This is a genomic window from Burkholderia sp. BCC1996 (assembly GCF_905339955.1).
GTDB lineage: Bacteria > Pseudomonadota > Gammaproteobacteria > Burkholderiales > Burkholderiaceae > Burkholderia.
Genome location: NZ_CAJPHM010000016.1, coordinates 1 through 24,048, shown reverse-complemented (window position 1 = coordinate 24,048; position 24,048 = coordinate 1). Strand labels below are relative to the sequence as shown.

At 66.3% G+C, this 24,048-nt stretch carries 24 protein-coding genes; 9 read left to right on the top strand and 15 right to left on the bottom strand.

Annotated elements, in window-relative coordinates; all coding sequences use genetic code 11:
- The first annotated feature begins 310 nt into the window (after positions 1 to 310).
- Positions 311 to 1,180 (top strand): alpha/beta fold hydrolase, encoded by an 870-nt coding sequence (locus U4Z64_RS22745; protein ID WP_321801801.1) that lies wholly within the window; start codon positions 311 to 313, stop codon positions 1,178 to 1,180.
- Between the two features lie 220 nt (positions 1,181 to 1,400).
- Positions 1,401 to 1,589 carry a hypothetical protein gene (locus U4Z64_RS22740; protein WP_321821159.1) on the top strand — a complete coding sequence of 63 codons (189 nt, stop codon included), beginning with the start codon at positions 1,401 to 1,403 and terminating at the stop codon, positions 1,587 to 1,589.
- 4 nt (positions 1,590 to 1,593) lie between these two features.
- Here U4Z64_RS22740 and ychF read toward each other — a convergent pair whose 3' ends face one another.
- Positions 1,594 to 2,688: a redox-regulated ATPase YchF gene (ychF, locus tag U4Z64_RS22735; RefSeq protein ID WP_059532716.1), complete on the bottom strand. Its 1,095-nt coding sequence runs from the start codon at positions 2,686 to 2,688 to the stop codon at positions 1,594 to 1,596.
- Positions 2,689 to 2,935: 247 nt separating this feature from the next.
- Between ychF and U4Z64_RS22730 the strand changes: the two genes are divergently transcribed.
- The 4 genes from U4Z64_RS22730 (at position 2,936) to U4Z64_RS22715 (ending at position 7,603) form a co-directional block, all read left to right on the top strand.
- A complete protein-coding gene (locus U4Z64_RS22730; RefSeq protein ID WP_321821158.1) occupies positions 2,936 to 4,114 on the top strand; it encodes a UbiH/UbiF family hydroxylase in 1,179 nt (392 codons plus the stop codon).
- 90 nt (positions 4,115 to 4,204) lie between these two features.
- Positions 4,205 to 4,933, top strand: a complete 729-nt coding sequence (locus U4Z64_RS22725; RefSeq protein WP_044845883.1) for a DsbC family protein — start codon at positions 4,205 to 4,207, stop codon at positions 4,931 to 4,933.
- A 126-nt stretch (positions 4,934 to 5,059) separates the two neighbouring features.
- Entirely contained in the window at positions 5,060 to 6,859 is a 1,800-nt protein-coding gene (locus U4Z64_RS22720) for a PDZ domain-containing protein (protein WP_321821157.1), read from the top strand.
- Between the two features lie 147 nt (positions 6,860 to 7,006).
- Positions 7,007 to 7,603: an FMN-dependent NADH-azoreductase gene (locus U4Z64_RS22715; protein ID WP_124487907.1), complete on the top strand. Its 597-nt coding sequence runs from the start codon at positions 7,007 to 7,009 to the stop codon at positions 7,601 to 7,603.
- Positions 7,604 to 7,731: 128 nt separating this feature from the next.
- Here the strand turns inward: U4Z64_RS22715 and U4Z64_RS22710 are convergent, their stop codons facing one another.
- From U4Z64_RS22710 to rpe, 8 genes are all read right to left on the bottom strand, one after another.
- Positions 7,732 to 8,673 carry a uracil-DNA glycosylase gene (locus tag U4Z64_RS22710; RefSeq protein ID WP_321821156.1) on the bottom strand — a complete coding sequence of 314 codons (942 nt, stop codon included), beginning with the start codon at positions 8,671 to 8,673 and terminating at the stop codon, positions 7,732 to 7,734.
- A 13-nt stretch (positions 8,674 to 8,686) separates the two neighbouring features.
- Positions 8,687 to 9,313, bottom strand: a complete 627-nt coding sequence (locus U4Z64_RS22705; protein ID WP_044845879.1) for a CYTH domain-containing protein — start codon at positions 9,311 to 9,313, stop codon at positions 8,687 to 8,689.
- Positions 9,313 to 10,098, bottom strand: coding sequence for an indole-3-glycerol phosphate synthase TrpC (gene trpC, locus U4Z64_RS22700; protein WP_044845878.1), 786 nt, complete (start codon positions 10,096 to 10,098; stop codon positions 9,313 to 9,315). The genes U4Z64_RS22705 and trpC overlap by 1 nt, the downstream gene beginning before the upstream one ends.
- Positions 10,099 to 10,127: 29 nt before the next feature.
- On the bottom strand, positions 10,128 to 11,159 hold the full coding sequence (gene trpD, locus U4Z64_RS22695; RefSeq protein ID WP_039318793.1) for an anthranilate phosphoribosyltransferase: 1,032 nt from the start codon (positions 11,157 to 11,159) through the stop codon (positions 10,128 to 10,130).
- 13 nt (positions 11,160 to 11,172) lie between these two features.
- Complete coding sequence (locus U4Z64_RS22690) at positions 11,173 to 11,772, bottom strand: aminodeoxychorismate/anthranilate synthase component II (protein ID WP_044845877.1); 600 nt, start codon at positions 11,770 to 11,772, stop codon at positions 11,173 to 11,175.
- A gap of 13 nt (positions 11,773 to 11,785) precedes the next feature.
- Positions 11,786 to 13,279 (bottom strand): anthranilate synthase component I, encoded by a 1,494-nt coding sequence (gene trpE, locus U4Z64_RS22685; protein ID WP_059449739.1) that lies wholly within the window; start codon positions 13,277 to 13,279, stop codon positions 11,786 to 11,788.
- A 358-nt stretch (positions 13,280 to 13,637) separates the two neighbouring features.
- On the bottom strand, positions 13,638 to 14,384 hold the full coding sequence (locus tag U4Z64_RS22680) for a phosphoglycolate phosphatase (protein WP_321821155.1): 747 nt from the start codon (positions 14,382 to 14,384) through the stop codon (positions 13,638 to 13,640).
- A gap of 4 nt (positions 14,385 to 14,388) precedes the next feature.
- The gene (gene rpe / locus U4Z64_RS22675) at positions 14,389 to 15,075 is read right to left on the bottom strand and encodes a ribulose-phosphate 3-epimerase (RefSeq protein ID WP_321821154.1); all 687 of its coding nucleotides are present in this window, start codon (positions 15,073 to 15,075) and stop codon (positions 14,389 to 14,391) included.
- A gap of 176 nt (positions 15,076 to 15,251) precedes the next feature.
- Between rpe and apaG the strand changes: the two genes are divergently transcribed.
- Together apaG and U4Z64_RS22660 are read left to right on the top strand one after the other, a co-directional pair.
- Positions 15,252 to 15,626, top strand: coding sequence for a Co2+/Mg2+ efflux protein ApaG (gene apaG / locus U4Z64_RS22670; RefSeq protein ID WP_044845994.1), 375 nt, complete (start codon positions 15,252 to 15,254; stop codon positions 15,624 to 15,626).
- A 79-nt stretch (positions 15,627 to 15,705) separates the two neighbouring features.
- Entirely contained in the window at positions 15,706 to 16,938 is a 1,233-nt protein-coding gene (locus U4Z64_RS22660) for a murein transglycosylase A (RefSeq protein WP_044845993.1), read from the top strand.
- A gap of 136 nt (positions 16,939 to 17,074) precedes the next feature.
- Here the strand turns inward: U4Z64_RS22660 and paaK are convergent, their stop codons facing one another.
- From paaK to paaN, 5 genes are all read right to left on the bottom strand, one after another.
- Positions 17,075 to 18,373, bottom strand: a complete 1,299-nt coding sequence (gene paaK, locus U4Z64_RS22655; RefSeq protein ID WP_044845874.1) for a phenylacetate--CoA ligase PaaK — start codon at positions 18,371 to 18,373, stop codon at positions 17,075 to 17,077.
- 38 nt (positions 18,374 to 18,411) lie between these two features.
- Positions 18,412 to 18,864, bottom strand: coding sequence for a hydroxyphenylacetyl-CoA thioesterase PaaI (gene paaI / locus U4Z64_RS22650; protein ID WP_321821153.1), 453 nt, complete (start codon positions 18,862 to 18,864; stop codon positions 18,412 to 18,414).
- Between the two features lies 1 nt (position 18,865).
- On the bottom strand, positions 18,866 to 19,657 hold the full coding sequence (gene paaG / locus U4Z64_RS22645; protein ID WP_321821152.1) for a 2-(1,2-epoxy-1,2-dihydrophenyl)acetyl-CoA isomerase PaaG: 792 nt from the start codon (positions 19,655 to 19,657) through the stop codon (positions 18,866 to 18,868).
- A 45-nt stretch (positions 19,658 to 19,702) separates the two neighbouring features.
- Positions 19,703 to 20,905: a 3-oxoadipyl-CoA thiolase gene (gene pcaF, locus U4Z64_RS22640; protein ID WP_321821151.1), complete on the bottom strand. Its 1,203-nt coding sequence runs from the start codon at positions 20,903 to 20,905 to the stop codon at positions 19,703 to 19,705.
- A gap of 87 nt (positions 20,906 to 20,992) precedes the next feature.
- Positions 20,993 to 22,699, bottom strand: coding sequence for a phenylacetic acid degradation protein PaaN (gene paaN, locus U4Z64_RS22635; protein ID WP_321821150.1), 1,707 nt, complete (start codon positions 22,697 to 22,699; stop codon positions 20,993 to 20,995).
- A gap of 129 nt (positions 22,700 to 22,828) precedes the next feature.
- On the opposite strand from paaN, the gene U4Z64_RS22630 reads away from it, so the two are divergent.
- The gene (locus tag U4Z64_RS22630; protein WP_044845869.1) at positions 22,829 to 23,605 is read left to right on the top strand and encodes an enoyl-CoA hydratase; all 777 of its coding nucleotides are present in this window, start codon (positions 22,829 to 22,831) and stop codon (positions 23,603 to 23,605) included.
- A gap of 159 nt (positions 23,606 to 23,764) precedes the next feature.
- On the opposite strand, the gene U4Z64_RS22625 is transcribed toward U4Z64_RS22630, so the two are convergent.
- The gene (locus tag U4Z64_RS22625; protein ID WP_321821149.1) at positions 23,765 to 23,986 is read right to left on the bottom strand and encodes a hypothetical protein; all 222 of its coding nucleotides are present in this window, start codon (positions 23,984 to 23,986) and stop codon (positions 23,765 to 23,767) included.
- Positions 23,987 to 24,048 lie beyond the last annotated feature (62 nt).

The window sequence follows — 24,048 nt, the reverse complement described above, 5'->3', positions numbered from 1 at the left end:
CGTGAGCGTTCGCTGTCGGTAGACACGGGGATTCCCGTCGTGAAAGTGGCCCGATCGGCATTGGCGATCGGGCCATTTGTTTTGCACCAGCAAACGGAGGCACTTGACGTGGAACCTGGAGCGTTCATCACCACGGCGAATCATTGACATAAGGACTCGCAAAATCGAACTCGTCTGATTTCATCGCCGACGCCCTCTCCATACATTGGTCACTTCGAGAACTGGAGTGAATCGATGGAAGGATCGATTTGGCGAGCGTTGACTGGTCATTGCGTCTCGAAACGAGATCGCTCGTTCGTTATCGAACGCAATGACTGAGCCATCACTTCCCCGAGTGCGCGTTGCGTTTCGCGCCGTCGACGGGTATGCGCTGCAGGGCACCTATTTCCCGGCAGCGGCCGATAGCCGTTCACCCGTGCTCGTCTGTCCTGCAACCGGGCTGCGTCAGTCTTTCTATTTTGCGTTCGCGGAGTGGCTGCGCGATAGCGGCCATCCGACGTTCGTATTCGATTACCGGGGGATCGGCGCATCGCTCGACGAGAGCCACGTCCGCCATTCGCGCGCCCGCAAACAGGATTGGGGGCAACGGGACATGCCCGCTGCGCTCGACTGGCTCCTCAACGAAACCCGAGCAAGCGATGCGCACCTGATCGGACATAGCGCGGGTGCGCAACTGGTCGGCCTGATGCCGAACCACGCATCGGTTCGCTCGCTGTGTGCGATATCCGCCTCCTCCGGTTACGTCGGCAACATCGGGTGGCCGACGCGAATCGCCGCGTCATGGTTGGTGCATCTTTATGTACCGGTTTTTGCAAGCCTGTTCGGCTATGTGCCAGCCAGAGCACTCGGTTGGGGCGACGATCTGCCGGCGCAGGTCGGGCTGCAATGGGCGCGATGGTGTCGCCGCCCCGGATACGTCGCGAACGAGTTCGGGCGCGGCGTCACACACCATTACTACGGCGAATTCTGCGCGCCGATCACGGTCGTCGCGGCAGTCGACGATCCGCTTGCAACGCCGGCCAATATAGAAGACTGGCTGCGATGGTTGCCGCGCGCCAGAAGCCATATCCACTTCATCAGTCCGGAAAACTGCGAAGGCCGAGCAATCGGTCACGTCGGCATGTTTCGCCGCAGCCATTCATCGCTGTGGCCGGAACTCGCCGCAGGATTGCAACGTTGAGGATTCCGGCGTCGCACGGGTGTATGGCGGGCGCTCGATTCGAATCGGACCAGCATGAATTGCCACGCGTGGAGAGATCAACTTGTCGCCGAGCGAGCGCTGCAGCAACTGGTCGACACGCTGGTGTGCGAGCGGCCTCGGCGCAGGCAGAAGCTCGAAGCAGGATCGCAAAGCGGAAGAAAGCGCGCGGCGCATCATGCGAAAAATCGACGCGTAACGCATGGAGCCATGGTTCGATGCGACCTGCGGCACAGGCGATCTGTGTAACGGCGGCGACGAAGGAAATGACGTAAAGGTTATCCGCGACCACTCATCGCAAACCTTCACGAACCCGTTCGAAATGAAAAAAGCCCGCGACTTGCGGGCTTTTCCTGGTTACCGTGACACTGCACGAAACAGCGTCTGTTGATGCGTCAGACGTTGAACAGGAAGTTCATCACATCTCCGTCGTGCACGACATATTCCTTCCCTTCCGCGCGCATCTTCCCGGCTTCCTTCGCACCTTGTTCGCCCTTGTACGCGACGAAGTCGTCGAATGCGATCGTCTGCGCGCGAATGAAGCCGCGCTCGAAGTCCGTATGAATCACGCCGGCCGCTTGCGGCGCCGTGTCGCCGATGTGGATCGTCCACGCGCGCACTTCCTTCACGCCCGCGGTGAAGTAGGTCTGCAGGCCGAGCAGCTTGAAGCCCGCGCGGATCACGCGGTCGAGGCCCGGCTCTTCCATGCCCATGTCGGCGAGGAACGCTTCCTTGTCCGCATCGTCGAGATCGGCGATTTCCGCCTCGATCGCCGCGCACACCGCGACCACCGGCGAGTTCTCGCTTTCCGCATACTTGCGCACCGCTTCGAGGTGCGGGTTGTTCTCGAAGCCGTCGTCCTTCACGTTCGCGACGTACATCGCCGGCTTCGCGGTGATCAGGCAGAACGGCTTGAGCAGCGCCTGCTCGTCGTCCGACAGATCGAGGCCGCGCACGGCCTTGCCCTGGTCGAGGTGCGCGCGCACCTTCTCGAGCACCGCGGCGAGCTTCACCGCTTCCTTGTCGTTGCCGGACTTCGCGGCCTTCGAGTAGCGCGTGAGCGCCTTCTCGACGGTGCCGAGGTCGGCGAGCGCGAGTTCGGTGTTGATCACTTCGATGTCGTCGATCGGGCTGACCTTGCCGGCGACGTGGATGACGTTGTCGTCCTCGAAGCAGCGCACGACGTGCGTGATCGCATCGGTTTCGCGGATGTTCGCGAGGAACTGGTTGCCGAGGCCTTCACCCTTGCTCGCGCCCGCGACGAGGCCCGCGATGTCGACGAATTCGACGACGGCCGGCACGATGCGCTCGGGGTTGATGATCTCGGCGAGCGCCTTCAGGCGCGTGTCAGGCACTTCGACGATGCCGACGTTCGGCTCGATCGTGCAGAACGGGTAGTTCTCGGCGGCGATGCCGGCCTTGGTCAGCGCATTGAACAGGGTGGACTTGCCGACGTTGGGCAAGCCGACGATGCCGCATTTGAGACTCATGGAATCCTTCGGACGGGTGGAGCGGCGCGGCCGGACAAGGCACGGCGGCGCGGGAAAATAGGGACGGCCGGCGCGCGGGGCGCGGCGGGCCGACGTTCAAAGGCGCTATTGTACCGTGCCGACGCCCCGGTTTCCGGCCTTCACCCGAACGCCCGATGCGACGGGCCGCCGCGCTGCCGGACCCGCCTGCGATTCTGCTGATTTCCCGCAAAGTCCGGCCGCGTAAGGGATTGGCCCCACGGCTATAATGCCCGCCATGACTGCCCACCACACCTTCGACGTCGCCGTGGTCGGCGGCGGGCTCGTCGGCAAGACGGCCGCGCTCGCACTGACCCAGTCCGGCTACAAGACCGCCTTGCTCGCCCAGCCGGCCACGCCGCGCTCCGCCGATCTCGCGTTCGACACCCGCATCTACGCGCTGTCGTCCAGCTCGCAGGCATTGCTGGAGCGGCTGCGGGTCTGGCAGGCGCTCGACCATGGCCGGCTCGCGCCGGTGTACGACATGCGCGTGTACGGCGACGCGCACGCGGAACTGCATTTCTCCGCGTACCAGGCCTCCGTGCCGCAACTGGCCTGGATCGCCGAATCGTCGCTGATCGAGACGTCGCTCGACGCGGCGCTGCGGTTCCAGCCGAACCTCACGTGGTTCGACGCGCGCGCGCAGGGCTTCGACGTGCGCGACGACGCAGCCGTGCTGACGCTGTCGTCGGGCAAGGTGCTCGAAGCGGACCTCGTGGTCGGCGCGGACGGCGCGCATTCGTGGGTGCGTTCGCAAATGGGGGCCAGGGTCGAGCGGCGCGATTACCGGCAGACGGGCGTCGTCGCGAACTTCAAGGCGTCGCTGCCGCACCGCGAGACGGCCTGTCAGTGGTTTCACGAAGGCGAGATCATTGCGTTGCTGCCGCTGCCGGACGGTCACGTGTCGCTCGTGTGGTCCGCGCACACAGCGCATGCGGACGAACTGCTCGCGCTCGATCCCGCGCAGCTCGCGGCGGAAGTCGAGCGCGTGTCGCACGGCCAGGTCGGCACGCTCGAATGCGTGACGCCGGCGGCCGGCTTCCCGCTCGCGCTGCAGACCGTCGACAAGCTGATCGCCCCGCGCGTCGCGCTGGTCGGCGATGCCGCGCACCTGATCCATCCGCTTGCGGGGCAGGGGATGAACCTCGGGCTGCGCGACGTCGCGGCACTCGCCGATGCGATCGCGAACAAGGAGAGCTTCCGCAACCTCGGCGATACGGTGCTGCTGCGCCGCTACGAGCGCTCGCGCCGCGAGGACATCCGCGCACTGATGGTCGCGACCGACGGGCTGCAGCGGCTGTTCGCGGTTCCGGGCTCGTTCGCGAAGGCGGTCCGCAACGCGGGCATGGCGTTCGTCGGCGCGCAACCGCTCGTGAAGCGCTGGCTCGTGTCGGCCGCGCTCGGCTGAGCGAACCTTCGCGCCCTCGGCCTGTCGGACTCGGTTCCGTTACGGCGTACACTGTGACGTGCACTCCGATTGAGCTGAAGGAACGACAGGATGAAAAAAACGATCCGCATCGCATCGCTGGCGCTGGCCGTCACGATGGCGACGCTCGGCTGTACCGCGCAGGCCGACCAGACCACCGACAAGCTGAAAGCCACGCTGCAAGCGCGTCTCGGCAACGACGCGCCGATCAAGAGCGTGTCGAAGTCGCCCGTCGCGGGCCTGTACGAAGTGAACCTCGGCACGCAGATCATCTATAGCGATGCAGCCGGCGACTACGTGCTGCTCGGCGATCTCGTCGACACCAAGACGCACAAGAACCTGACCGACGCGCGCCTGTCCGACCTCAACAAGATCGACTTCGCGAGCCTGCCGCTCGCGAACGCGATCAAGGTCGTCAAGGGCAACGGCGCCCGCAAGATCGCGGTGTTCTCCGATCCGAACTGCCCGTACTGCAAGCGCCTCGAGACGACGCTGCAGTCGGTCGACAACGTGACCGTCTACACGTTCCTGTATCCGGTGCTGTCGCCCGATTCGACCACGAAGTCGAAGGCGATCTGGTGCGCGACCGACCGCGCGAAATCCTGGGAGGGCTGGATGCTCGACCATCGCGTGCCGACCGGCGCCGGCGCCTGCGATACGACCGCGCTCGACAAGAACCTCGCGCTCGGCCGCGGGATGAACGTCACCGGCACGCCGACGATCTTCCTGCCCGACGGCCGCCGCCTGCCGGGCGCGGTGTCGGCCGACCAGCTGAACCAGGCGCTCGCGTCGAGCAAGTAACCGGCGACACGCCGGGCCGCACGGCCCGGCCAGCGAGGGGCGCCCGCGATCTCTGCCGGCGCCTCTCTTCGTTTCCGCCGCCGTATTCCGTCTGATTTCCCGTCCGATTTTCGACCGATTGCCACGATGACCCAGCCGATCCGCTATTCGATTGCCCCGAAAGATCTTGCCGCGCACCTGTTCGAAGTGACGGTGACGGTCACCGATCCCGATCCCGAAGGCCAGCGCTTCTCGCTGCCGGTATGGATTCCGGGCAGCTACCTCGTGCGCGAGTTCGCGCGCAACATCGTGACGCTCGCCGCGTTCAACGACGCGGGCCGCAAGGTGCGGATCGCGAAAACCGACAAGAACACGTGGCAGGCCGCGCCGGTGAACGGCGCGCTGACGTTGCGCTACGACGTGTACGCATGGGACCTGTCGGTCCGCTCCGCGTATCTCGACGACTCGGGCGGCTTCTTCAACGCCACGGCCGTGTTCCTGAGCGCCGCCGGCCGCGAGGATGCGCCATGCGAGGTCGACATCGCGAAACCGGCGGGCCCGGCGTTTCGCACGTGGCGCGTCGGCACGTCGTTACCCGAGGCACGCGGGACCAGGCGCTACGGGTTCGGCGCGTATCGCGCAGCGAACTACGACGAGCTCGCCGACCATCCGGTGACGATCGGCGAATTCGCGCTGGCGACGTTCGACGCGCACGGTGTGCCGCACGACATCGTGATCGCCGGGCGCGTGACGCAGCTCGACATGGAGCGGCTGCGCACCGACCTGAAGCGCGTGTGCGAAGCGCAGATCGCGCTGTTCGAACCGAAATCGAAACAGGCGCCGATGGACCGCTACGTTTTCATGACGCTCGCGGTCAGCGACGGCTACGGCGGCCTCGAGCACCGTGCGTCGACCGCGCTGATCTGCAACCGCACCGACCTGCCGGTGAAGGGCCGGTCGGAAACGACGGAAGGCTATCGCACGTACCTCGGCCTTTGCAGCCACGAGTATTTCCATACGTGGAACGTGAAGCGCATCAAACCGGCCGCGTTCGTGCCGTACGACCTCGCGCGCGAAAACTACACGTCGCTGCTGTGGCTGTTCGAAGGCTTCACGTCGTATTACGACGACCTGATGCTGGTGCGCAGCGGGCTGATGTCGCAGGACGAATATTTCGCGGCGCTCGGCCGTACCGTCGGCGGCGTGCTGCGCGGTACGGGGCGCCTGAAGCAGAGCGTCGCGGACAGCTCGTTCGACGCGTGGATCAAGTACTACCGTCAGGACGAGAACGCGACCAACGCGATCGTCAGCTATTACACGAAGGGTTCGCTCGTCGCGCTTGCGTTCGATCTCGCGATCCGCGCGCAGACGCGCAACCGCAAGTCGCTCGACGACGTGATGCGTCTGCTGTGGCAACGCTACGGCCGCGAGTTCTATCGCGGCAAGCAGGCGGGTGTCGAGGAAAACGAGGTCGAGACGCTGATCGAGGAAGCGACGGGCGTGGCGCTCGGCCGGCTGTTCGCCGACGCCGTGCACGGCACGCGCGACCTGCCGCTCGCCGACCTGCTCGCGCCGTTCGGCGTGACGCTCACGCCGGAGGTTGCAGTGGGTGCGACCGCGAAGCCGACCATCGGCGCGCGGCTGCGCGGCGGCGCGGACTGCACGCTGGCGGCGGTCTACGAAGGCGGCGGCGCGCATCGCGCGGGGCTGTCGGCGGGCGACACGCTGATCGCGCTCGACGGGCTGCGCGTCACCGGCACGAACCTCGACATGCTGCTCGCGCGTTACCGGCCGGGCGACAAGGTCGAGGTGCACGCATTCCGCCGCGACGAGCTGCGGACCGCGAAACTGAAACTGGACGGGCCGGAAATCGCGCGCTACCGGCTCGCGGCCGCCGCGAAACCGGCTGCCGCGCAGAAGGCCCGCGAAGCCTGGCTGAAGGGCTGAGCATGCACGGGCGGGTTTCGGGGCGCGATCATGGATTGTTCTGTTGCTGCAACAATCCGTCGCCCTGAACCCGCTTTTTCGCGGCCATGCGGCCACGCACAATGGCGTCACTCGCGCTACCGAAGCGCAACCAAACCGGAGCCTGACATGACGACCATTCTGCAAATCAATTCCGCGGCGCGCTCGCAAGGTGCGCAATCCACGCTGCTGGCCAACGAACTGACGGCAAAGCTGCAACAATCGAACCCCGGTTCGAAGGTCGTGGTTCGCGACCTGCTGGCCGACGCGCTGCCGCACCTCGATGAATCGGTGCTCGGCGCATTCTTCACGCCGGCCGACCAGCGCAGCGCGGAACAGAATGCGATCGTCGCGAAGAGCGATGCGCTGATCGCCGAACTGCAAGCCGCCGACATCGTCGTGATCGGCGCACCGATGTACAACTTCGGCGTGTCGTCGCAACTGAAGACGTATTTCGACTGGATCGCCCGCGCAGGCGTCACGTTCCGCTACACCGAGAACGGTCCGGAAGGCCTGATCAAGGGCAAGAAGGTTCACGTGGTGACGGCCCGCGGCGGCAAGTACCTGGGTACGCCGAACGACAGCCAGACGCCGTACCTGCGCTCGTTCCTCGGCTTCATCGGCCTGACCGACGTGAACTTCATCCACGCTGAAGGCCTGAACCTCGGGCCGGATGCGCAGAGCGCCGCGCTCGCCAGCGCACGCGAAGCGATCGCTGCCGTCTGAGGCCGACGCGGGTGCGCCGCACCCGCTGCGTCCGACGGATGAAAAAAACGCCGCGTCCCGAAAGGGACGCGGCGTTTTTGCTTGATGCGGACGAACGCGAAACGTGAAGCGCTAAATGCGCAACGCGGTTACGCAAGCGTTTCGGCCACCTCCGGCAGGCGCCAGTCGATCGGCTCGCGCCCCGCGTCGGCCAGGTAGTCGTTCGCGAGCGCGAAGTGGCGGCAACCGAGGAAACCGCGGTGAGCGGACAGCGGCGATGGATGCGGCGCCTCGAGCACGCAGTGCGCGCTCGCATCGAACAGCGCGCGCTTGGCCTGCGCATGCGCGCCCCACAGCATGAACACGAGGCCGCGATGGCGGTTGGCGAGTTCGTGGATCAGCGTGTCCGTGCATTGCTCCCAGCCGCGCTTCGCGTGGCTCGCGGCCGCACCGCGCTCGACCGTCAGCACGGTGTTGAGCAGCAGCACGCCCTGGCGCGCCCAGGTATCGAGGCAGCCGTGACGCGGCGTGTCGTGGCCGAAATTCGCGGCGATCTCCTTGAAGATGTTGCGCAGCGACGGCGGCGTGCGCACGGCCGGCGGCACCGAGAACGCGAGGCCGTGCGCCTGCGGCGTGCCGCGGTCGTCGCCGTGGTACGGGTCCTGGCCGAGGATCACGATCTTCACGTCGTCCGGGCTCGTCAGGCGCAGCGCGCGGAACACGTCGGTCGGGTAGACCGTCTTGCCGGCCGCGCGTTCGTCGTCGACGAAGCGGCACAGCGGCGCATACGCGTCGCTGTCGGTGAAGGGTTTCAGCACGTCGCGCCAGACGGCCGGCAGCGCGTCGAATTGCGCGGCGAGGTGCGGGACATCCGCGACAACAGGGGCGGCGGGAGTGCCGGGAGCGTCGGCGGCAGCGGGCTGCGGCGCGGCGGAAACCGGCGCGGCGGCCGCGGCCTTCTTTGCGGGCTTGCGCCCGGCTGCGGCCGGCGCAGGCGCCGGGGCGGAAACATCGTCCTGCGCCGTTTCCGGCACGGGATCATCGAACAGCGACGCCTGCTGCGGCGTGCGGAGAGTCTTGCGGGTTGCCATGCGTGATGCGGGTTTATTGCGCGCGCAGCCGGTAGCCGCGTTGCGCCTTGCTGATGTTTTCGGGGGCGAGGCCCGGCAGCGCTTGCTGCAGTTCGGCGGCGAGTGTCGCGAGCGCCGCTTCCGGGCCGTCGATCAGTTCGAGTTCGATTTCGCTGATCGGTTCGCGGCGCGTATCGTGTTCCGCCTGGACGACGATCTCGCCGACGTCCACCGCGGCCTCGACGGTTGCGCCGCCGATTGCGATGCGCCACAGCGTACGCGAAAAATCCGTCCGGAACAGTGCGTGCAGCGCGGGCGCCGCATCGCGCAGCGCGCCGGCAGCCTCCGGCACGTCGCACGCGGTGACCAGCGCATCGATTTCGAGCGCATCGCCGGCGACGGGCAACTCCCATTCATGGCGGCGATGCAGGCCGGCTTCCGCGCTGCCGACCGTCTTGAAGGTCTGCAGCCAGCCGTGCGGCGTGCGGCGCACGCGCACCGCGCTCTTCGAGCGCGCCAGCGCGAGGTCGGGCGTGTCGTAGTAGACGTTCGCCAGCGCGATCACGTTACCGGTTTCGCCGGTCAGCGTCTCGAAAAAGCGCCGCGCCGCATCGGCCTGGCCGGCCGGCAGCGCGAGCTTGATTTCCTTTTCGATCGCCATCAGAAGAACATCCGCGCCAGTTCCTCGCCCGGCTGGTCGGCGCGCATGAACGCTTCGCCGACGAGGAACGCGTTCACGTTCGCCGCGCGCATCGTGTCGACGTCGGTGCGCGACAGGATGCCCGACTCGGTCACGACCATGCGGTCCGGCGGAATCATGTCGAGCATGTCGAGCGTGGTCTGGATCGTCGTCTCGAACGTGCGCAGGTTGCGGTTGTTGATGCCGAGCAGCGGCGTCTTCAGCGTCAGCGCCTGTTCCATCTCGTCGCGGTCGTGAACTTCGACCAGCACCGCGAGGCCGAGCGAGTGCGCGTACGCCTCGAGGTCCTGCATCAGCGGCGTGTCGAGCGCGGCCGCGATCAGCAGGATCGCGTCGGCACCCATCGCGCGCGCCTCGAGGATCTGGTACGCGTCGACGATGAAGTCCTTGCGCAGCACCGGCAGCGTGCACGCCGCACGCGCTTCCTCGAGATAGCGGACGCTGCCCTGGAAGAATTGCTCGTCGGTCAGCACCGACAGGCACGCCGCGCCGTGGGCCGCATACGAGCGCGCGATGTCGGCCGGCACGAAATGCTCGCGCAGCACGCCCTTCGACGGGCTCGCCTTCTTCACTTCGGCGATTACCGCCGCCTGGCCCGCTGCCTGCTTCGCGCGCAGTGCGCCGACGAAGTCGCGCAGGTCGCGCGCCGATGCGTCCAGTTTCAGTGCCTCGAGCGGCGTGCTGCGCATGGCCGCCGCGACTTCTTCGCGCTTGACGGCGATGATTCGGTCGAGAATGTCGCTCATGTGGGTTCCTGCTTGATTCGTAAAGGGAGTCAGCGCTTGAACTGCTGCGTGAAGCGCACGAGTTCGTCGACCTTCGCGCGTGCCTTGCCGCTCGCGATCGCTTCGCGGGCGAGCTGGATGCCGTCGGCGATCGATTCGGCGATATTGGCTGCATAGAGCGCGGTGCCCGCGTTCAGCGTGACGATCTCGCGTGCGACACCCGGCTGGTTGTCCAGCGCGCCGAGCAGCATCGTGCGCGATTCCTCGGCATTTTCCACCTTCAGCGTGCGGTTCGACACCATCTGCAGGCCGAAGTCCTCCGGATGGATCTCGTATTCGTGCACCTTGCCGTCGCGCAATTCGCCGACGAGCGTCGCGGCGCCCAGCGATACTTCATCCATCCCGTCCTTGCCGTACACGACCAGCACGTGCTGCGCGCCGAGGCGCTGCATCACGCGCACCTGGATGCCGACGAGGTCGGGGTGGAACACGCCCATCAGCTGGTTCGGCGCGCCGGCCGGATTGGTCAGCGGGCCGAGAATGTTGAAGATCGTCCGCACGCCGAGCTCGCGGCGCACGGCCGCGATGTTCTTCATCGCCGGATGATGGTTCGGCGCGAACATGAAGCCCATGCCGGTTTCGGCGATCGATGCGGCAACCTGGTCGGGCTGCAGGTCGATGTTCACGCCGAGCGCCTCGAGCACGTCGGCGCTGCCGGACTTGCTCGACACGCCGCGGTTGCCGTGCTTCGCGACCTTCGCGCCGGCCGCCGCCGTGATGAACATCGACGCGGTCGAGATGTTGAACGTGTGCGCACCGTCGCCGCCCGTGCCGACGATGTCGACGAAGTTCGAGTTGTCCTGCACTTCGACGTGGTTCGCGAATTCGCGCATCACGGTCGCGGCGGCGGCGATCTCGCCGATCGTCTCCTTCTTCACGCGCAGCCCGGTGATGATCGCGGCCGCCATCACGGGCGACATGTCGCCGCGCATGATGAGCCGCATCAAGTGCAGCATTTCGTCGTGGAAGATCTCGCGGTGCTCGATCGTGCGTTGCAGCGCTTCCTGCGGGGTAATCGTCATCGTGCGTCTCCCGTCAGGCTGCCGGCGCGGCCGCGCGGGCCGCTGCGCGATTCTGCTTCAGGAAATTCTCGAGCAGCGCGTGGCCGTGCTCGGAGAGGATCGATTCCGGGTGGAACTGCACGCCTTCGACCGGCAGCGTCTTGTGGCGCACGCCCATGATCTCGCCGTCGTCGGTCCACGCGGACACCTCGAGGCAGTCGGGCAGCGATTCGCGTTCGATCGCGAGCGAGTGGTAGCGCGTGACGTCGAAATGCTTCGGCAGGTCGGCGAACACGCCGCGGCAGTCGGTTTCGATCCGGCTCACCTTGCCGTGCATGATGGTCTTCGCGCGCACGACGCGGCCGCCGAATGCTTCGCCGATCGCCTGGTGGCCGAGGCAGACGCCGAGGATCGGCTTCTTGCCCGCGAATTCGCGCAGCACGTCGAGCGTGATGCCCGCGTGCTGCGGATTGCTCGGGCCGGGCGACAGGCAGATGGCGGCGGGGTTCAGGCGCGCGATGTCGTCGAGCGTGATTTCGTCGTTGCGATAGGTGTGCACGTCCTCGCCCAGTTCGCCGAAGTACTGGACCAGGTTGTAGGTGAACGAATCGTAGTTGTCGATCATGAGCAGCATGGTCAGTCTCCGGTCAGAAGTCGCTATCGAGGCCGTCCTGGACCTGTTCGGCCGCACGCAGCACCGCGCGCGCCTTGTTCTCGGTCTCTTGCCATTCGGATTCGGGCACCGAGTCCGCGACGACGCCGGCCGCCGCTTGCACATACAGGTTGCCGTTGTGGATCAGGCCCGTGCGGATCGCGATCGCGAGATCCATCTCGCCCGAGAACGACAGGTAGCCGACGGCGCCGCCGTACAGCCCGCGCTTGATCGGCTCGAGCTCGTCGATCAGTTCCATCGCGCGCACCTTCGGCGCGCCGGACAGCGTGCCGGCCGGGAACGTCGCGCGCAGCACGTCGTAGTTCGTCATGCCGGGCTTCAGCTTGCCTTCGACCGAGCTGACGATGTGCTGCACGTGCGAGTACTTTTCGATCACCATCTTGTCGGTCACCTGCACCGAGCCGATTTCCGCGATGCGGCCGACGTCGTTGCGCGCGAGGTCGATCAGCATCACGTGCTCGGCGATCTCCTTCGGATCGTTCAGCAGTTCGGTCGCGAGTTCCGCATCGCGCTCGGGCGTGTTGCCGCGCGGACGCGTGCCGGCGAGCGGACGGATCGTGACGATCTGGTCTTCACCGCGCTTTTCCTGGCGCACCAGGATTTCCGGCGATGCGCCGACCACGTGGAAATCGCCGAAGTTGTAGTAGTACATGTACGGCGACGGATTCAGCGAACGCAGCGCGCGATACAGCGACAGCGGATTGTCGCGATACGGCTTCGTCAGACGCTGGCCGACCTGGATCTGCATCAGTTCGCCGGCCGCGATGTATTCCTTCGCCTGGCGCACGGCGGCCAGATAGTCTTCCTTCTTGAACTCGCGGAACGTCTCGGTGCGCACACTCGCCGACGTGACGGGCGGCTGCACGGTCGTGCGCAGGCGCTGCTTCAGCTCGCGCAGGCGCTGCTTGGCCTTCGTATAGGCTTCCGGCTGGGCCGGGTCCGCATAGATGATCAGATAGAGCTTGCCGGCGAGGTTGTCGATCACCGCGACTTCTTCGGTGAGCAGCAACTGGATGTCGGGCAGGCCGAGATCGTCGCGCGGCGCGGTGTTCGCGAGCTTCTTCTCGATGTAGCGCACCGCGTCGTAACCGAAATAGCCGGCGAGGCCACCGCAGAAGCGCGGCAGGCCCGGGCGCTGCGCCACCTTGAAGCGCGCCTGGAACGACTCGATGAATTCGAACGGGTCGCCGTCGTGCGTCTCGACGACCTGGCCGTCGCGCACCACTTCGGACACGCCGTTGCGGGTGCGCACCAGCGTGCGGGCCGGCAGGCCGATGAACGAATAGCGGCCGAAGCGTTCGCCGCCGACTACCGACTCGAGCAGGAACGAGTTGGCGCCCGCGCGTTCAGGCTGGGCCAGCTTCAGGTAGAGGGACAGCGGCGTTTCGAGGTCGGCGAGCGCTTCCGCGATCAGCGGGATGCGGTTGTAGCCTTCGTTCGCAAGCGATTGGAATTCGAGTTCGGTCATGTTCCGGTCCTGTTCGGGACGAGCGGCGGCGTGCGCCAGGGATCACTTGACGCTGCGCGGGCTGCCGTCGGCGAAAGGGCGGTCGATCGAGAAGTGCCTGTTGCCGGCCGGCACGCCGGGCGTGAACGTCGCGAGCCTGCGGCCGGTCCTGAACGCAAGCGTTCGGACGCGGTAGAACTCGAGGTGGTGCGACGATCGGCGCGCGGCTGCGCAGCGAGATAAAAAACGGCGCTGAAGACGTGCCTCAGCGTACCTCATCGAAGAGGTTAGCGCGACCAGCGACGCCAGGGCCAGGCTCCCCGGTCGATGCTGCTCAGACTCCGTTTTTTATTCAGAAACATGCGGATGGAAGAAATAATCAGAGGGTTGGCCGGCCGGCGTTGTGCGCGGTGATCGCGCGGGCCGCGACCAGCAACGAATCGACTATACCATCCGAATTTATCGTTTGTATAGCTTTGCCGTGGTTGTAGCCGTATGGCACCGTCAGCGTCGCCATGCCGGCCGCGCGGCCCGCCAGCGCGTCGTTTTCCGAGTCGCCGATCGCGACCGCCGCGTCCGGCGCGACGCCGAGCGCTTCGCACGCCGTCAGCATCGGCAGCGGATCGGGCTTCTTGCGCGCGACGCTGTCGCCGCCGAGCACGATGCCGAAGCGATCGATCAGCCCGTATTGCTCGAGCAGCTCGACCGCGAAGCGGTGCGGCTTGTTCGTCACGCATGCGAGCCGGATGCCGGCCGTGCGCAACGCATCGAGGCCGGTTGCGACGTCCGGATAGAGGCGCGTGTGGCGTCCGTTGATCTTCGCGTACTCGGTCTGGTAGATCGCGAGCGCGTCGTCGAAGCGCGCGTGCGCTTCGTCGCGCGTGAAGCGCGGCTTCAGCACGCTCTGGATCAGATGCTCGGAGCCCTTGCCGACGTAGCCGATCACCTCGTCGCGCGACGTGGCCGGCGCGCCGAGCTGCGCGAGCATTCCGTTCAGCCCGGCCGTGAAATCGTCGGCCGTGTCGACCATCGTGCCGTCGAGGTCGATCAATGCCGCGTCGATGCGCGGCGTCGCGAAACGGACCGCGCCGTCGGCTGCGGCCCCGGCCAGCGAGGAATCGGCCACGGCGTCAGCCCCGCGCGACGGTGGCGAGCGCGGCACGCATCTCGTCGATCACCGTGCGGTAGTCGGGCTTGCCGAAGATCGCCGAACCCGCGACGAAGGTGTCCGCGCCGGCCGCCGCGATTTCCGCGATGTTGTCGGCCTTCACGCCGCCGTCGACCTCGAGCAGGATCTCGCGGCCGGTGCGCTCGGTGTACGCGTCGATGCGGGCGCGCGCTTCGCGCAGCTTGTTCAGCGTTTCCGGAATGAACGACTGGCCGCCGAAGCCCGGGTTCACCGACATCAGCAGCACGAAGTCGAGGCGATCCATCACGTGGTCGAGATAGTTCAACGGCGTGGCCGGGTTGAACACGAGGCCGGCCTTGCAGCCGTGATCGCGGATCAGCGACAGCGTACGATCGATGTGGTCCGAGCCTTCCGGGTGGAAGCTGATCAGGTTCGCGCCGGCTTTCGCGAAATCGGGCACGATCCGGTCGACCGGGCGCACCATCAGGTGCACGTCGATCGGCACCTGCACGTGCGGGCGGATCGCCTCGCAGACGAGCGGGCCGATCGTGAGGTTCGGCACATAATGGTTGTCCATCACGTCGAAGTGAATCCAGTCGGCGCCGGCGGCGACCACGTTGCGGACTTCTTCGCCGAGCCGTGCAAAGTCGGCCGACAGGATGCTGGGAGCGATGCGGAATTGAGTCATGACAGGGGAGCGGGGACGCTGCGGCGCAAAACCGCCATTCTACCGTCCGGCGACCCGGCGCGCGGCGACGGGCCGTGCGGATGCGGCCCGATTCCGCATAGAATGCCGAACCAGTGCGGCGCGCCCGCGGCCCTGCCGCTCGAGTCGGCGCGGCGGTTACCTACAGCGGAAACACCATGAGTCAGTATCAGTTCACCGTTTCGGTGAAAACCAGCTTCTTGCCGGAACAATCCGACCCCGATCGACGTCAATATGCATTCGCGTACACGCTGACCATCCGGAATACCGGGCAGGTCGCAGCCCAGCTGATCGCGCGTCACTGGATCATCACGGACAGCGAAAACCACGTGCAGGAAGTGAAGGGGCTCGGCGTCGTCGGGCACCAGCCGCTGCTGCAGCCGGGCGAACAGTTCGAATACACGAGCTGGGCCGTGATCGCGACGCCGGTTGGCACGATGCGCGGCGCGTACTTCTGCGTGGCGGAGGACGGCGAGCGGTTCGACGCGCCGGTCGACGAGTTTGCGCTGCACATGCCGCGCACGCTGCATTGAGCGTGCGGGCGCTGGTCAGCGCGGCTGGCGGTCGTTGCCGCGGGCGTGCTTCTTCCTGCCCGACGACGTCCACACGACGATGAAGATCAGCAGGGCAAGCGCTACGAAGGCTTCGAGCGCGAAGATGAGCATCGGATATTGGTCGAGAAAATCTGACATGGCGGTTTCCATCAAGAACGGACATTGTATGTGGTTTGGGCCGCGGGCGGCCGGCTGGGTTGCGGCGGTCGCGACGGCGGCGCTGCTTGCCGCGTGCGGCGGCGCGCCGACGCGCACGTCGACGCTCAAGCCGCCGACCGGTGCGGCGATCGTGCCGGGGCAGGTCGCCGCGAAGCGGCTCACGCCGGTTGCCTGGCAACAGGTGCCGGGGTGGCAGGACGATTCGCTGATCGGCGCGACGGCCGCGCTGCGGCAGAACTGCGCGCGGCTTGCGCGGCAGCCGGCGTGGCAGCGCGCCTGCGCGGCCGCCGATCGCCTCGACGAACTCGACGTCAGCAGCGCGCGTACCTTCTTCGAAACGTATTTCACGCCGTTTCAGCTGGCGAACACCGACGGCACGCTCGACGGGCTCGTGACCGGCTATTACGAGCCGCTGCTGCATGGCTCCCGCGTGCGTCGCGGTCCTTACCAGTACGCGCTGTACCGCTGGCCGGCCGGCTATCGCGCCGGTGCCGCGCTGCCCGCTCGCGCGCAGCTCGAGCGCGCCGGCATCCTGAACGGCAACGAACTCGTGTGGGTCGACGATCCGATCGAGGCGTTCTTCCTGCAGGTGCAGGGCTCGGGACGCGTGCTGCTCGACGACGGTTCGGTGATGCGGGTGGGTTTCGGCGGCACCAACAACCAGCCGTATCGCTCGATCGGCAAGTGGCTGCTCGATCGCGGCGAGCTGACGCCCGCCCAGGCGACGATGCAGGGCATCAAGGCGTGGGCGAAGGCGAACCCGACTCGCGTGGATGCGTTGCTCGACACGAATCCGCGATTCGTGTTCTTCCGCGACATGCCGACGAAGGAAGATGCACCGCACGGCGGCGCGGACGGCCCGATCGGTGCGCTCGGCGTGCCGCTCACGGCGGAGCGTTCGATCGCGGTCGATCCGTCGTCGATCCCGCTCGGCACGCCGGTGTTCCTGCAGACCACGCGTCCGCTGACGAATACGCCGATGAACCGGCTCGTGTTCGCGCAGGACACGGGTTCCGCGATCAAGGGCGGCGTGCGGGCCGACTATTTCTGGGGGCTCGGCGACGACGCCGGCGACCAGGCCGGACGGATGAAGCAGATCGGCCGGATGTGGCTGCTGTTCCCGAATTCGTGATCCGCGGTGACGCCGGCACGCACGTGTAGCCGGCGCATCGAGACGAGGCAGCCCGACCGGTTTTGGCCGGTCGGGCTGTTTTTTCGAGGGCCGCGCATGATCGCTGTTCCGGAGCGCCCTCGTGCCGTAGCCGGTATCAGCCCTTGCGCTTGTCGATGACGCGTCGCGCCTTGCCGACCGAGCGCTCGATTCCGTTCACGGGCAATACGTTGATGACAGCCGTCACGCCGATCAGCGACTTGATGTCGTGTGCGAGCGCCTGTCTGGCCGCGTGGATCGCGGCCGTGTCGGGCGCCGTTTCGGGACACGGCTCGACGTTGAGCGTCAGCACGTCGAGCGGACCTTCCTTCGTCAGCACGATCTGATAGTGCGGTGCCAGCGCGCGCTGCTTCAGCAGCTGTTCCTCGATCTGCGTCGGGAAGACGTTGACACCCCGCACGATCATCATGTCGTCCGAGCGCCCGGTGATCTTTTCCATCCGGCGCATCGTGCGCGCGGTGCCGGGCAGCAGGCGCGTGAGGTCGCGCGTGCGGTAGCGGATGATCGGCAGCGCTTCCTTCGTCAGCGACGTGAAGACCAGCTCGCCGAGTTCGCCGTCCGGCAGCACTTCGCCGGTCTCGGGGTCGATGATTTCCGGATAGAAGTAGTCTTCCCAGATGGTCGGGCCGTCCTTGGTCTCGACGCATTCCGACGCGACGCCCGGGCCCATCACTTCGGACAGACCGTAGATGTCGACCGCGTCGATGCCCATCCGCTGCTCGATGGCCACGCGCATGTCGTTCGTCCACGGTTCCGCGCCGAAGATGCCGATGCGCAGCGAACTCTGCGCGGGATCGAGACCCTGGCGCTCGATCTCGTCGGCGATCGACAGCATGTAGCTCGGCGTCACCATGATGATGTCGGGCCGGAAATCCTGGATCAGCTGCACCTGCTTCTCGGTCTGGCCGCCGCCGAACGGGATTACGGTGAGCCCTGCGCGTTCGGCGCCGTAGTGTGCGCCGAGCCCGCCGGTGAACAAACCGTAGCCGTAGCTGACATGAACCTTGTCGCCGCGCCGCGCGCCGGCTGCGCGGATCGAGCGCGCGACGAGATTCGCCCACGTATCGATGTCGCGCGCCGTATAGCCGACGACGGTCGGCTTGCCGGTCGTGCCCGACGACGCGTGAATGCGCGAGATCTGGTCCTGAGGCACCGCGAACATGCCGAACGGGTAGCTGTCGCGCAGGTCGCTCTTGGTCGTGAACGGGAAGCGCGACAGATCCGTGAGTGTCTTCAGGTCGTCGGGATGCACGCCCGCTTCGTCGAATTTGCGGCGATAGACGGGGGAGTGCTCATACGCATGCCGGAGCGACCATTTCAGGCGTTCGAGCTGTAACGCGGTCAGCTCGTCGCGTGAAGCGGTCTCGATCGGCTCGAGCGGTAGCGGGGTAGTCATGCCTGTCTCCAGTGATTGTTATGAGCGAGCCGTGGACGTCAGCGGTCTTCCGGGAGGACCGTGCCCTTGATCTGGGCCGATTTGCCGCGAAACATCGCGACCGTTTCGCCTGTCTGGTTCGTGACGCGGATGTCGTAGACGCCATGCCGGCCGCTGCGTGTCTGCTCGATCGCCTCGGCCGTCAGCAGGTCGTTGCCGTAGACGGGGCGCAGGTATTCGATCGAGCAGCCCGCGGCAACGGTATTCAGGTTGTACGAGTTGCACGCGAACGCGAACGTCGAATCGGCGAGCGTGAAGATGATGCCGCCGTGGCAGGTCTGGTGCCCGTTCAGGAATTCCGGCCGTACGCGCATCTGCAGGCGTGCGTAGCCGGCGCGCACTTCGGCGATTTCCATGCCGAACGCGCGGCTGCAGGCGTCCGCGTCGTACATGGCCCGTGCCGCCGCACGGGCGAGCGCATCGGGGTCGATCGTGTCGGTGGAGGTGGTCATGTCAACGTCCCTCGAACCGCGGCGCGCGCTTCTCGATGAACGCCTTCACGCCTTCCGCGTAGTCGTACGACTGGCCGAGCTTGCGCTGCAGGTCACGCTCGAGGTCGAGCTGCTGGTCGAGCGTATTCGTGACGCTGTCGCGCATCGACTGCTTGATCGACGCGATCGCGAGCGTCGGTTGCTGCGCGAGCTGGTTGGCAACTTGACGGGCCGACGCGGCGAGCGCATCGTCGTCGACCGCGCGCCAGATCAAGCCCCATTGTTCGGCCTGTTCGGCGCCGAGCTTGTCGCCGGTCAGGGCGAGCCCCAGCGCGCGTGCCATGCCGACGCGTTGCGGCAGGAACCATGTGCCGCCCGAATCGGGCACGAGCCCGATCTTGACGAAGGCCTGGATGAAACTGCTCGAGCGCGCGGCGAACACGATGTCGCAGGCGAGCGCGAGATTTGCGCCAGCGCCGGCCGCGGTGCCGTTGACGGCGGCGATCACCGGAATCGGCATGCATTGCAGGCGGCGGATCAGCGGATTGAAATGCTCGTCGATCAGCGTGCCGAGGTCGGTGGACGCGCCCGGCGTGAAGTCGAGGTCGGCCAGGTCCTGGCCTGCGCAGAAGCCGCGCCCCGCACCCGTCAGGATCAGCGCACGCGCGCCGGCCGTTTCTACTTCATCGAGTGCCGACTGCAGTTCGCGGTGCATTGCCCGTGTGAAGCTGTTCAGCTTGTCCGGACGGTTGAGGGTGATCGTGGCCACGTGGGCAGCCTGATCGATATCCAGCTGGATCGCCTGATATGACATGCAGTGTCTCCTTCATGACTTCGTTATAGGCGCGCGGTGCGTCGGTTACACGCGTTCGATGGCGATCGCGATGCCCTGGCCGACGCCGATGCACATCGTACAGAGCGCAAAGCGGCCGCCCGTACGCTCGAGTTGATGAAGTGCCGTGGTCACGAGCCGGGCGCCCGATGCGCCGAGCGGGTGGCCGAGCGCGATCGCGCCGCCGTTCGGGTTCACGCGCGGATCGTCGTCGGCGACGCCGAGCATGCGCAGCACCGCGAGACCCTGCGACGCGAATGCCTCGTTCAGCTCGATCACGTCGAACTGATCGATCGTCATCCCGAGCTGGCGCAACAGTTTCTGCGTGGCCGGCGCCGGGCCGATGCCCATCACGCGCGGCTCGACGCCGGCGGTCGCCATGCCGACGACGCGCGCACGGCGGCGCAGCCCGTATTGATCGGCGGCTTCCGCGTTGGCGAGCAGCACTGCGCATGCGCCGTCGTTGACGCCCGACGCGTTGCCGGCCGTCACCGAGCCGTCCGGGCGCACGACGCCCTTCAGCTTCGCGAGCGCTTCGAGCGACGTTTCGCGCGGATGCTCGTCGACGGATACGACGAGCGTGTCGCCTTTCTTCTGCGGAATCGTCACCGGGACGATTTCCTCGGCGAGCGTGCCGTCCCGTTGCGCGCGCGCGGCTTTCTGCTGGCTGCGCAGCGCGAACAGGTCCTGGTCGGCGCGGCTGATGTCGTAGTCGACCGCGACGTTCTCGGCCGTCTCCGGCATCGAATCGACGCCGTATTGCTGTTTCATCAGCGGATTGACGAAACGCCAGCCGATCGTCGTGTCGAAAATGGCGGCCTGGCGCGCGAACGCGCTGGCGGCCTTGCCCATCACGAACGGCGCACGCGTCATGCTTTCGACGCCGCCCGCGATCATCAAGCGTGCCTCGCCCGCCTTGATCGCGCGCGCGGCGGTGCCGACGGCGTCCATGCCCGAGCCGCACAGCCGGTTCAGCGTCGTGCCCGGCACGGCGGTCGGCAGGCCCGCGAGCAGCGCGGACATGCGCGCGACGTTGCGGTTGTCCTCGCCGGCCTGGTTCGCGCAGCCATAGATCACGTCGTCGATGGCCGACCAGTCGACGTTACGGTTGCGTTCGATCAGCGCCTTGAGCGGCACCGCGCCGAGATCGTCGGCACGAACGTCTTTCAGGGCGCCGCCGTAGCGGCCGATGGGGGTGCGAATCGCGTCGCAGATGTAGGCGTCGGTCATGGGTGTGTCGATGTGCAACGAACCCGCCGGGTGGCGGATTCGTTCATGGTAGAGAACGTGACGGCGTTTGCACGTCGGCCATTCGGGTTATGCCGTCTGGCCGGCTTCCGCGGGCACTGCCTTCGGCGCAACATGGACGCGGCTTTGCACCACGCGGAACCGGTTGGCGACGAACGCCGGGTCGGCCAGCGCCGCGTTGGCGGCCGGGTTCGCGCCGGTGCCGTGGAAGTCGGAGAACGCGGCCGACTGGTTGACGAACACGCCGCCCGTCAGGTTGATCGACAGCGCGACGCCGCCACGCACCGCCGCATCGTGCGCAGCGTCGAGGACCTGGTCGTCGGTGCTGTAGACGGACAGCGTCAGTGCGCCATGTTCCGCGGCGATTTCGCCGGCGAGATCGAGCGACTGCGCGGTCGAGTCGGTCGCGATCACGAACGAGATCGGGCCGAACCATTCCTGCGTGAACTTCGCGCGGTCGGCCACGTCGAGTTGCAGCACGAGCGGTGTGCGCACGCGAGCGTCGGCGAACGCCGGGTGCTGGAGCGTCTGGCTGTCGGCGAGCACGCGGCCGAGCTTGCGCGCGTCGTCGATGCGCGCGGTCACGCCGTCGTTCTGGATCGCGCCGATCAGTTCGACCGAGCGCGCCGGGTCGCCGGTCAGCTTCTGCACGGAGACGGCGATGGCCTGCGCGACTTCGTCGAAGCTCGCATGACCGTCTGCCGTCCGGATGCCGTCGCGCGGCACATAGATGTTCTGCGGTGCCGTGCACATCTGGCCGGAGTACAGCGCCAGCGAGAACGCGATGTTCTTGGCTGCAGCCTTCAGGTCGTCGGTCGAGTCGATCACGATCTGGTTGACGCCTGCCTTCTCGGTATACACCTGTGCCTGGTGGGCATTGCGTTCGAGCCACGTGCCGTTTTGCGTGCTGCCCGTGAAGTCGATCAGCTTGATTTCAGGACGCAGCGCGAGGTCCTGCACGAGGGCGCCGTCGTTCGGCTCGGTCGCGAGGAGCGTGACGACGTTCGGATCGAAGCCGGCTTCGCGCAGCACGTCGCGGGCGATGCGGACCGTGATCGCGAGCGGCAGGATCGCGCCCGGATGGGGTTTGACGATCACCGTGTTGCCGGTCGCCAGATCGGCGAACAGGCCCGGATAGCCGTTCCAGGTCGGGAACGTGCAGCAGCCGAGCACGAGGCCGGTACCGCGCGGGACGATCGTATAGCGCTTGTGCATCGCGAGCGGCGGGTTCTTGCCTTGCGGCTTCTCCCAGTGCGCATCGGCGGGGATGCGCCGCAACTCGTCCCATGCATAGGCGACCGCTTCGAGTGCTCGATCCTGCGCGTGCGGGCCGCCGGCCTGGAACGCCATCATGAACGCCTGGCCCGTCGTGTGCATCACGCTGTAGGCAATCTCGAAGCTCGCGCGATTCAGTCGCGCGAGGATTTCCAGGCTGACGCCGATCCAGGCGCTCGGGCCGGCTTCGCGCCATGCACGCTGGGCCGCGGCGGCTGCGGCAATCAGTTCGTCGGGCGTCGATTTCGGGTAGCGGATGCCCAGCGCGACCCCGTACGGCGACTGCTCCGCGCCGACGGTTCCGCCGGACGCCGGCTGGTCGAGCACGAACGTGTTGCCGAGGTGTGCCTTGAACGCCGCTTCGCCATCGGCGTTCGCGCTTTCCCCGTACACTTTGGGACTCGGCATTTCCGCGAACGGGCTCCAGTACCCGCGGCTCTCGATGGCGGCGAGGGCGTGTTTCAGCGTGTCTTCGTGCTTCGTGAACAGTGCATGGGTCATGACGGCAGCCTGATGGACGTTGAGAAGGGTTGGATCGATTAATTAACCGACCGGTTGGTCGGAGAATGGTAGCATCAAACTATTCGCATGTGCGAGGCGTTTCTCATTTCATTGATCGAGGAGAAATAGATGTCTTACGAGAACATCCTGGTGGAGACCCGGGGGCGAGTCGGGCTGGTCACGCTCAACCGTCCGAAGGCGCTGAATGCGCTGAATGATGCGCTGATGGATGAGCTGGGCGCCGCGCTGAAAGCGTTCGACGCGGACGACGAGATCGGCGCGATCGTCGTGACGGGAAGCGAGAAGGCGTTCGCGGCCGGGGCCGACATCGGCATGATGGCGACCTATTCCTATATGGATGTTTACCGCGGCGACTACATCACCCGTAACTGGGAGACCGTCCGCGAGATCCGCAAGCCGATCATCGCTGCCGTGGCGGGCTTCGCGCTCGGCGGTGGCTGCGAACTCGCGATGATGTGCGACATCATCTTCGCGGCGGAAACGGCCAAGTTCGGTCAACCCGAGATCAAGCTGGGCGTGATGCCTGGCGCAGGCGGTACGCAGCGCCTGCCGCGCGCGGTCTCGAAGGCGAAGGCCATGGACATGTGCCTGACCGCACGTTTCATGGATGCAGCCGAGGCGGAGCGGGCCGGGCTGGTGTCGCGTGTGCTGCCTGCCGACAAGCTGCTCGACGAGGCGATTGCCGCTGCGACGACGATCGCCGAGTTTTCGCTGCCGGCGGTCATGATGGTCAAGGAGTCGGTGAACCGTGCGTACGAGACGACGCTGGCCGAGGGCGTCCATTTCGAGCGTCGGCTGTTCCATTCGTTGTTCGCGACCGAAGATCAGAAGGAAGGGATGGCGGCATTCGTCGAGAAGCGGAAACCGGTATTCAAGAACCGTTGATTCGCCGGCGGCCGGGTGGAGCTTGGCGAGCGACGGGTGTCGGTCGCCGCCATGATCGCCTGGTGCAACGAACCCCAAGCCCCCGTGCGCGGCAGCGCACGGGGGCTTTTCAAAATATTTTCACAAAGGGGTTGCGCAGACGAGGGCGGGTGCTTAGAATCACGCCTCTTTCGCGCTAACGGAAACGCGGCGCGGGAGAAGAAGGGAAGCGGTGCTGTCGGGCTGGTCGTAGCAGCCTCGGCGGTGCAGGAAGTTGAACCCCAGCCGTCGCAACGAAGCAGTTAAAAAGTTGTTGACGAACTGAAAAAGACGGTTCATAATCTCGCTTCTCTGCTGCTGAAAACGCGGCGCTGCTGAAAACGCGGCGCTGCTGAGAAACACGAAGTTTCTCGCAGAAATGCTCTTTAAAAATTAACAGCCGATAAGTGTGGGCGCTTGATGGC

Coding starts and splice junctions, on each gene's coding strand:
- U4Z64_RS22715 (WP_124487907.1), top strand. CDS start 7,007: ATGACGACCATTCTGCAAATCAATTCCGCGGCGCGCTCGCAAGGTGCG.
- U4Z64_RS22745 (WP_321801801.1), top strand. CDS start 311: ATGACTGAGCCATCACTTCCCCGAGTGCGCGTTGCGTTTCGCGCCGTC.
- paaG (WP_321821152.1), bottom strand. CDS start 19,657: ATGTCATATCAGGCGATCCAGCTGGATATCGATCAGGCTGCCCACGTG.
- paaI (WP_321821153.1), bottom strand. CDS start 18,864: ATGACCACCTCCACCGACACGATCGACCCCGATGCGCTCGCCCGTGCG.
- U4Z64_RS22730 (WP_321821158.1), top strand. CDS start 2,936: ATGCCCGCCATGACTGCCCACCACACCTTCGACGTCGCCGTGGTCGGC.
- U4Z64_RS22710 (WP_321821156.1), bottom strand. CDS start 8,673: ATGGCAACCCGCAAGACTCTCCGCACGCCGCAGCAGGCGTCGCTGTTC.
- trpE (WP_059449739.1), bottom strand. CDS start 13,279: ATGACCGAACTCGAATTCCAATCGCTTGCGAACGAAGGCTACAACCGC.
- pcaF (WP_321821151.1), bottom strand. CDS start 20,905: ATGACCGACGCCTACATCTGCGACGCGATTCGCACCCCCATCGGCCGC.
- trpD (WP_039318793.1), bottom strand. CDS start 11,159: ATGACGATTACCCCGCAGGAAGCGCTGCAACGCACGATCGAGCACCGC.
- U4Z64_RS22705 (WP_044845879.1), bottom strand. CDS start 9,313: ATGGCGATCGAAAAGGAAATCAAGCTCGCGCTGCCGGCCGGCCAGGCC.
- U4Z64_RS22720 (WP_321821157.1), top strand. CDS start 5,060: ATGACCCAGCCGATCCGCTATTCGATTGCCCCGAAAGATCTTGCCGCG.
- ychF (WP_059532716.1), bottom strand. CDS start 2,688: ATGAGTCTCAAATGCGGCATCGTCGGCTTGCCCAACGTCGGCAAGTCC.
- paaK (WP_044845874.1), bottom strand. CDS start 18,373: ATGACTACCCCGCTACCGCTCGAGCCGATCGAGACCGCTTCACGCGAC.
- U4Z64_RS22630 (WP_044845869.1), top strand. CDS start 22,829: ATGTCTTACGAGAACATCCTGGTGGAGACCCGGGGGCGAGTCGGGCTG.
- U4Z64_RS22660 (WP_044845993.1), top strand. CDS start 15,706: ATGAAGATCAGCAGGGCAAGCGCTACGAAGGCTTCGAGCGCGAAGATG.
- rpe (WP_321821154.1), bottom strand. CDS start 15,075: ATGACTCAATTCCGCATCGCTCCCAGCATCCTGTCGGCCGACTTTGCA.
- U4Z64_RS22740 (WP_321821159.1), top strand. CDS start 1,401: ATGGAGCCATGGTTCGATGCGACCTGCGGCACAGGCGATCTGTGTAAC.
- trpC (WP_044845878.1), bottom strand. CDS start 10,098: ATGAGCGACATTCTCGACCGAATCATCGCCGTCAAGCGCGAAGAAGTC.
- apaG (WP_044845994.1), top strand. CDS start 15,252: ATGAGTCAGTATCAGTTCACCGTTTCGGTGAAAACCAGCTTCTTGCCG.
- U4Z64_RS22690 (WP_044845877.1), bottom strand. CDS start 11,772: ATGCTGCTCATGATCGACAACTACGATTCGTTCACCTACAACCTGGTC.
- paaN (WP_321821150.1), bottom strand. CDS start 22,699: ATGACCCATGCACTGTTCACGAAGCACGAAGACACGCTGAAACACGCC.
- U4Z64_RS22725 (WP_044845883.1), top strand. CDS start 4,205: ATGAAAAAAACGATCCGCATCGCATCGCTGGCGCTGGCCGTCACGATG.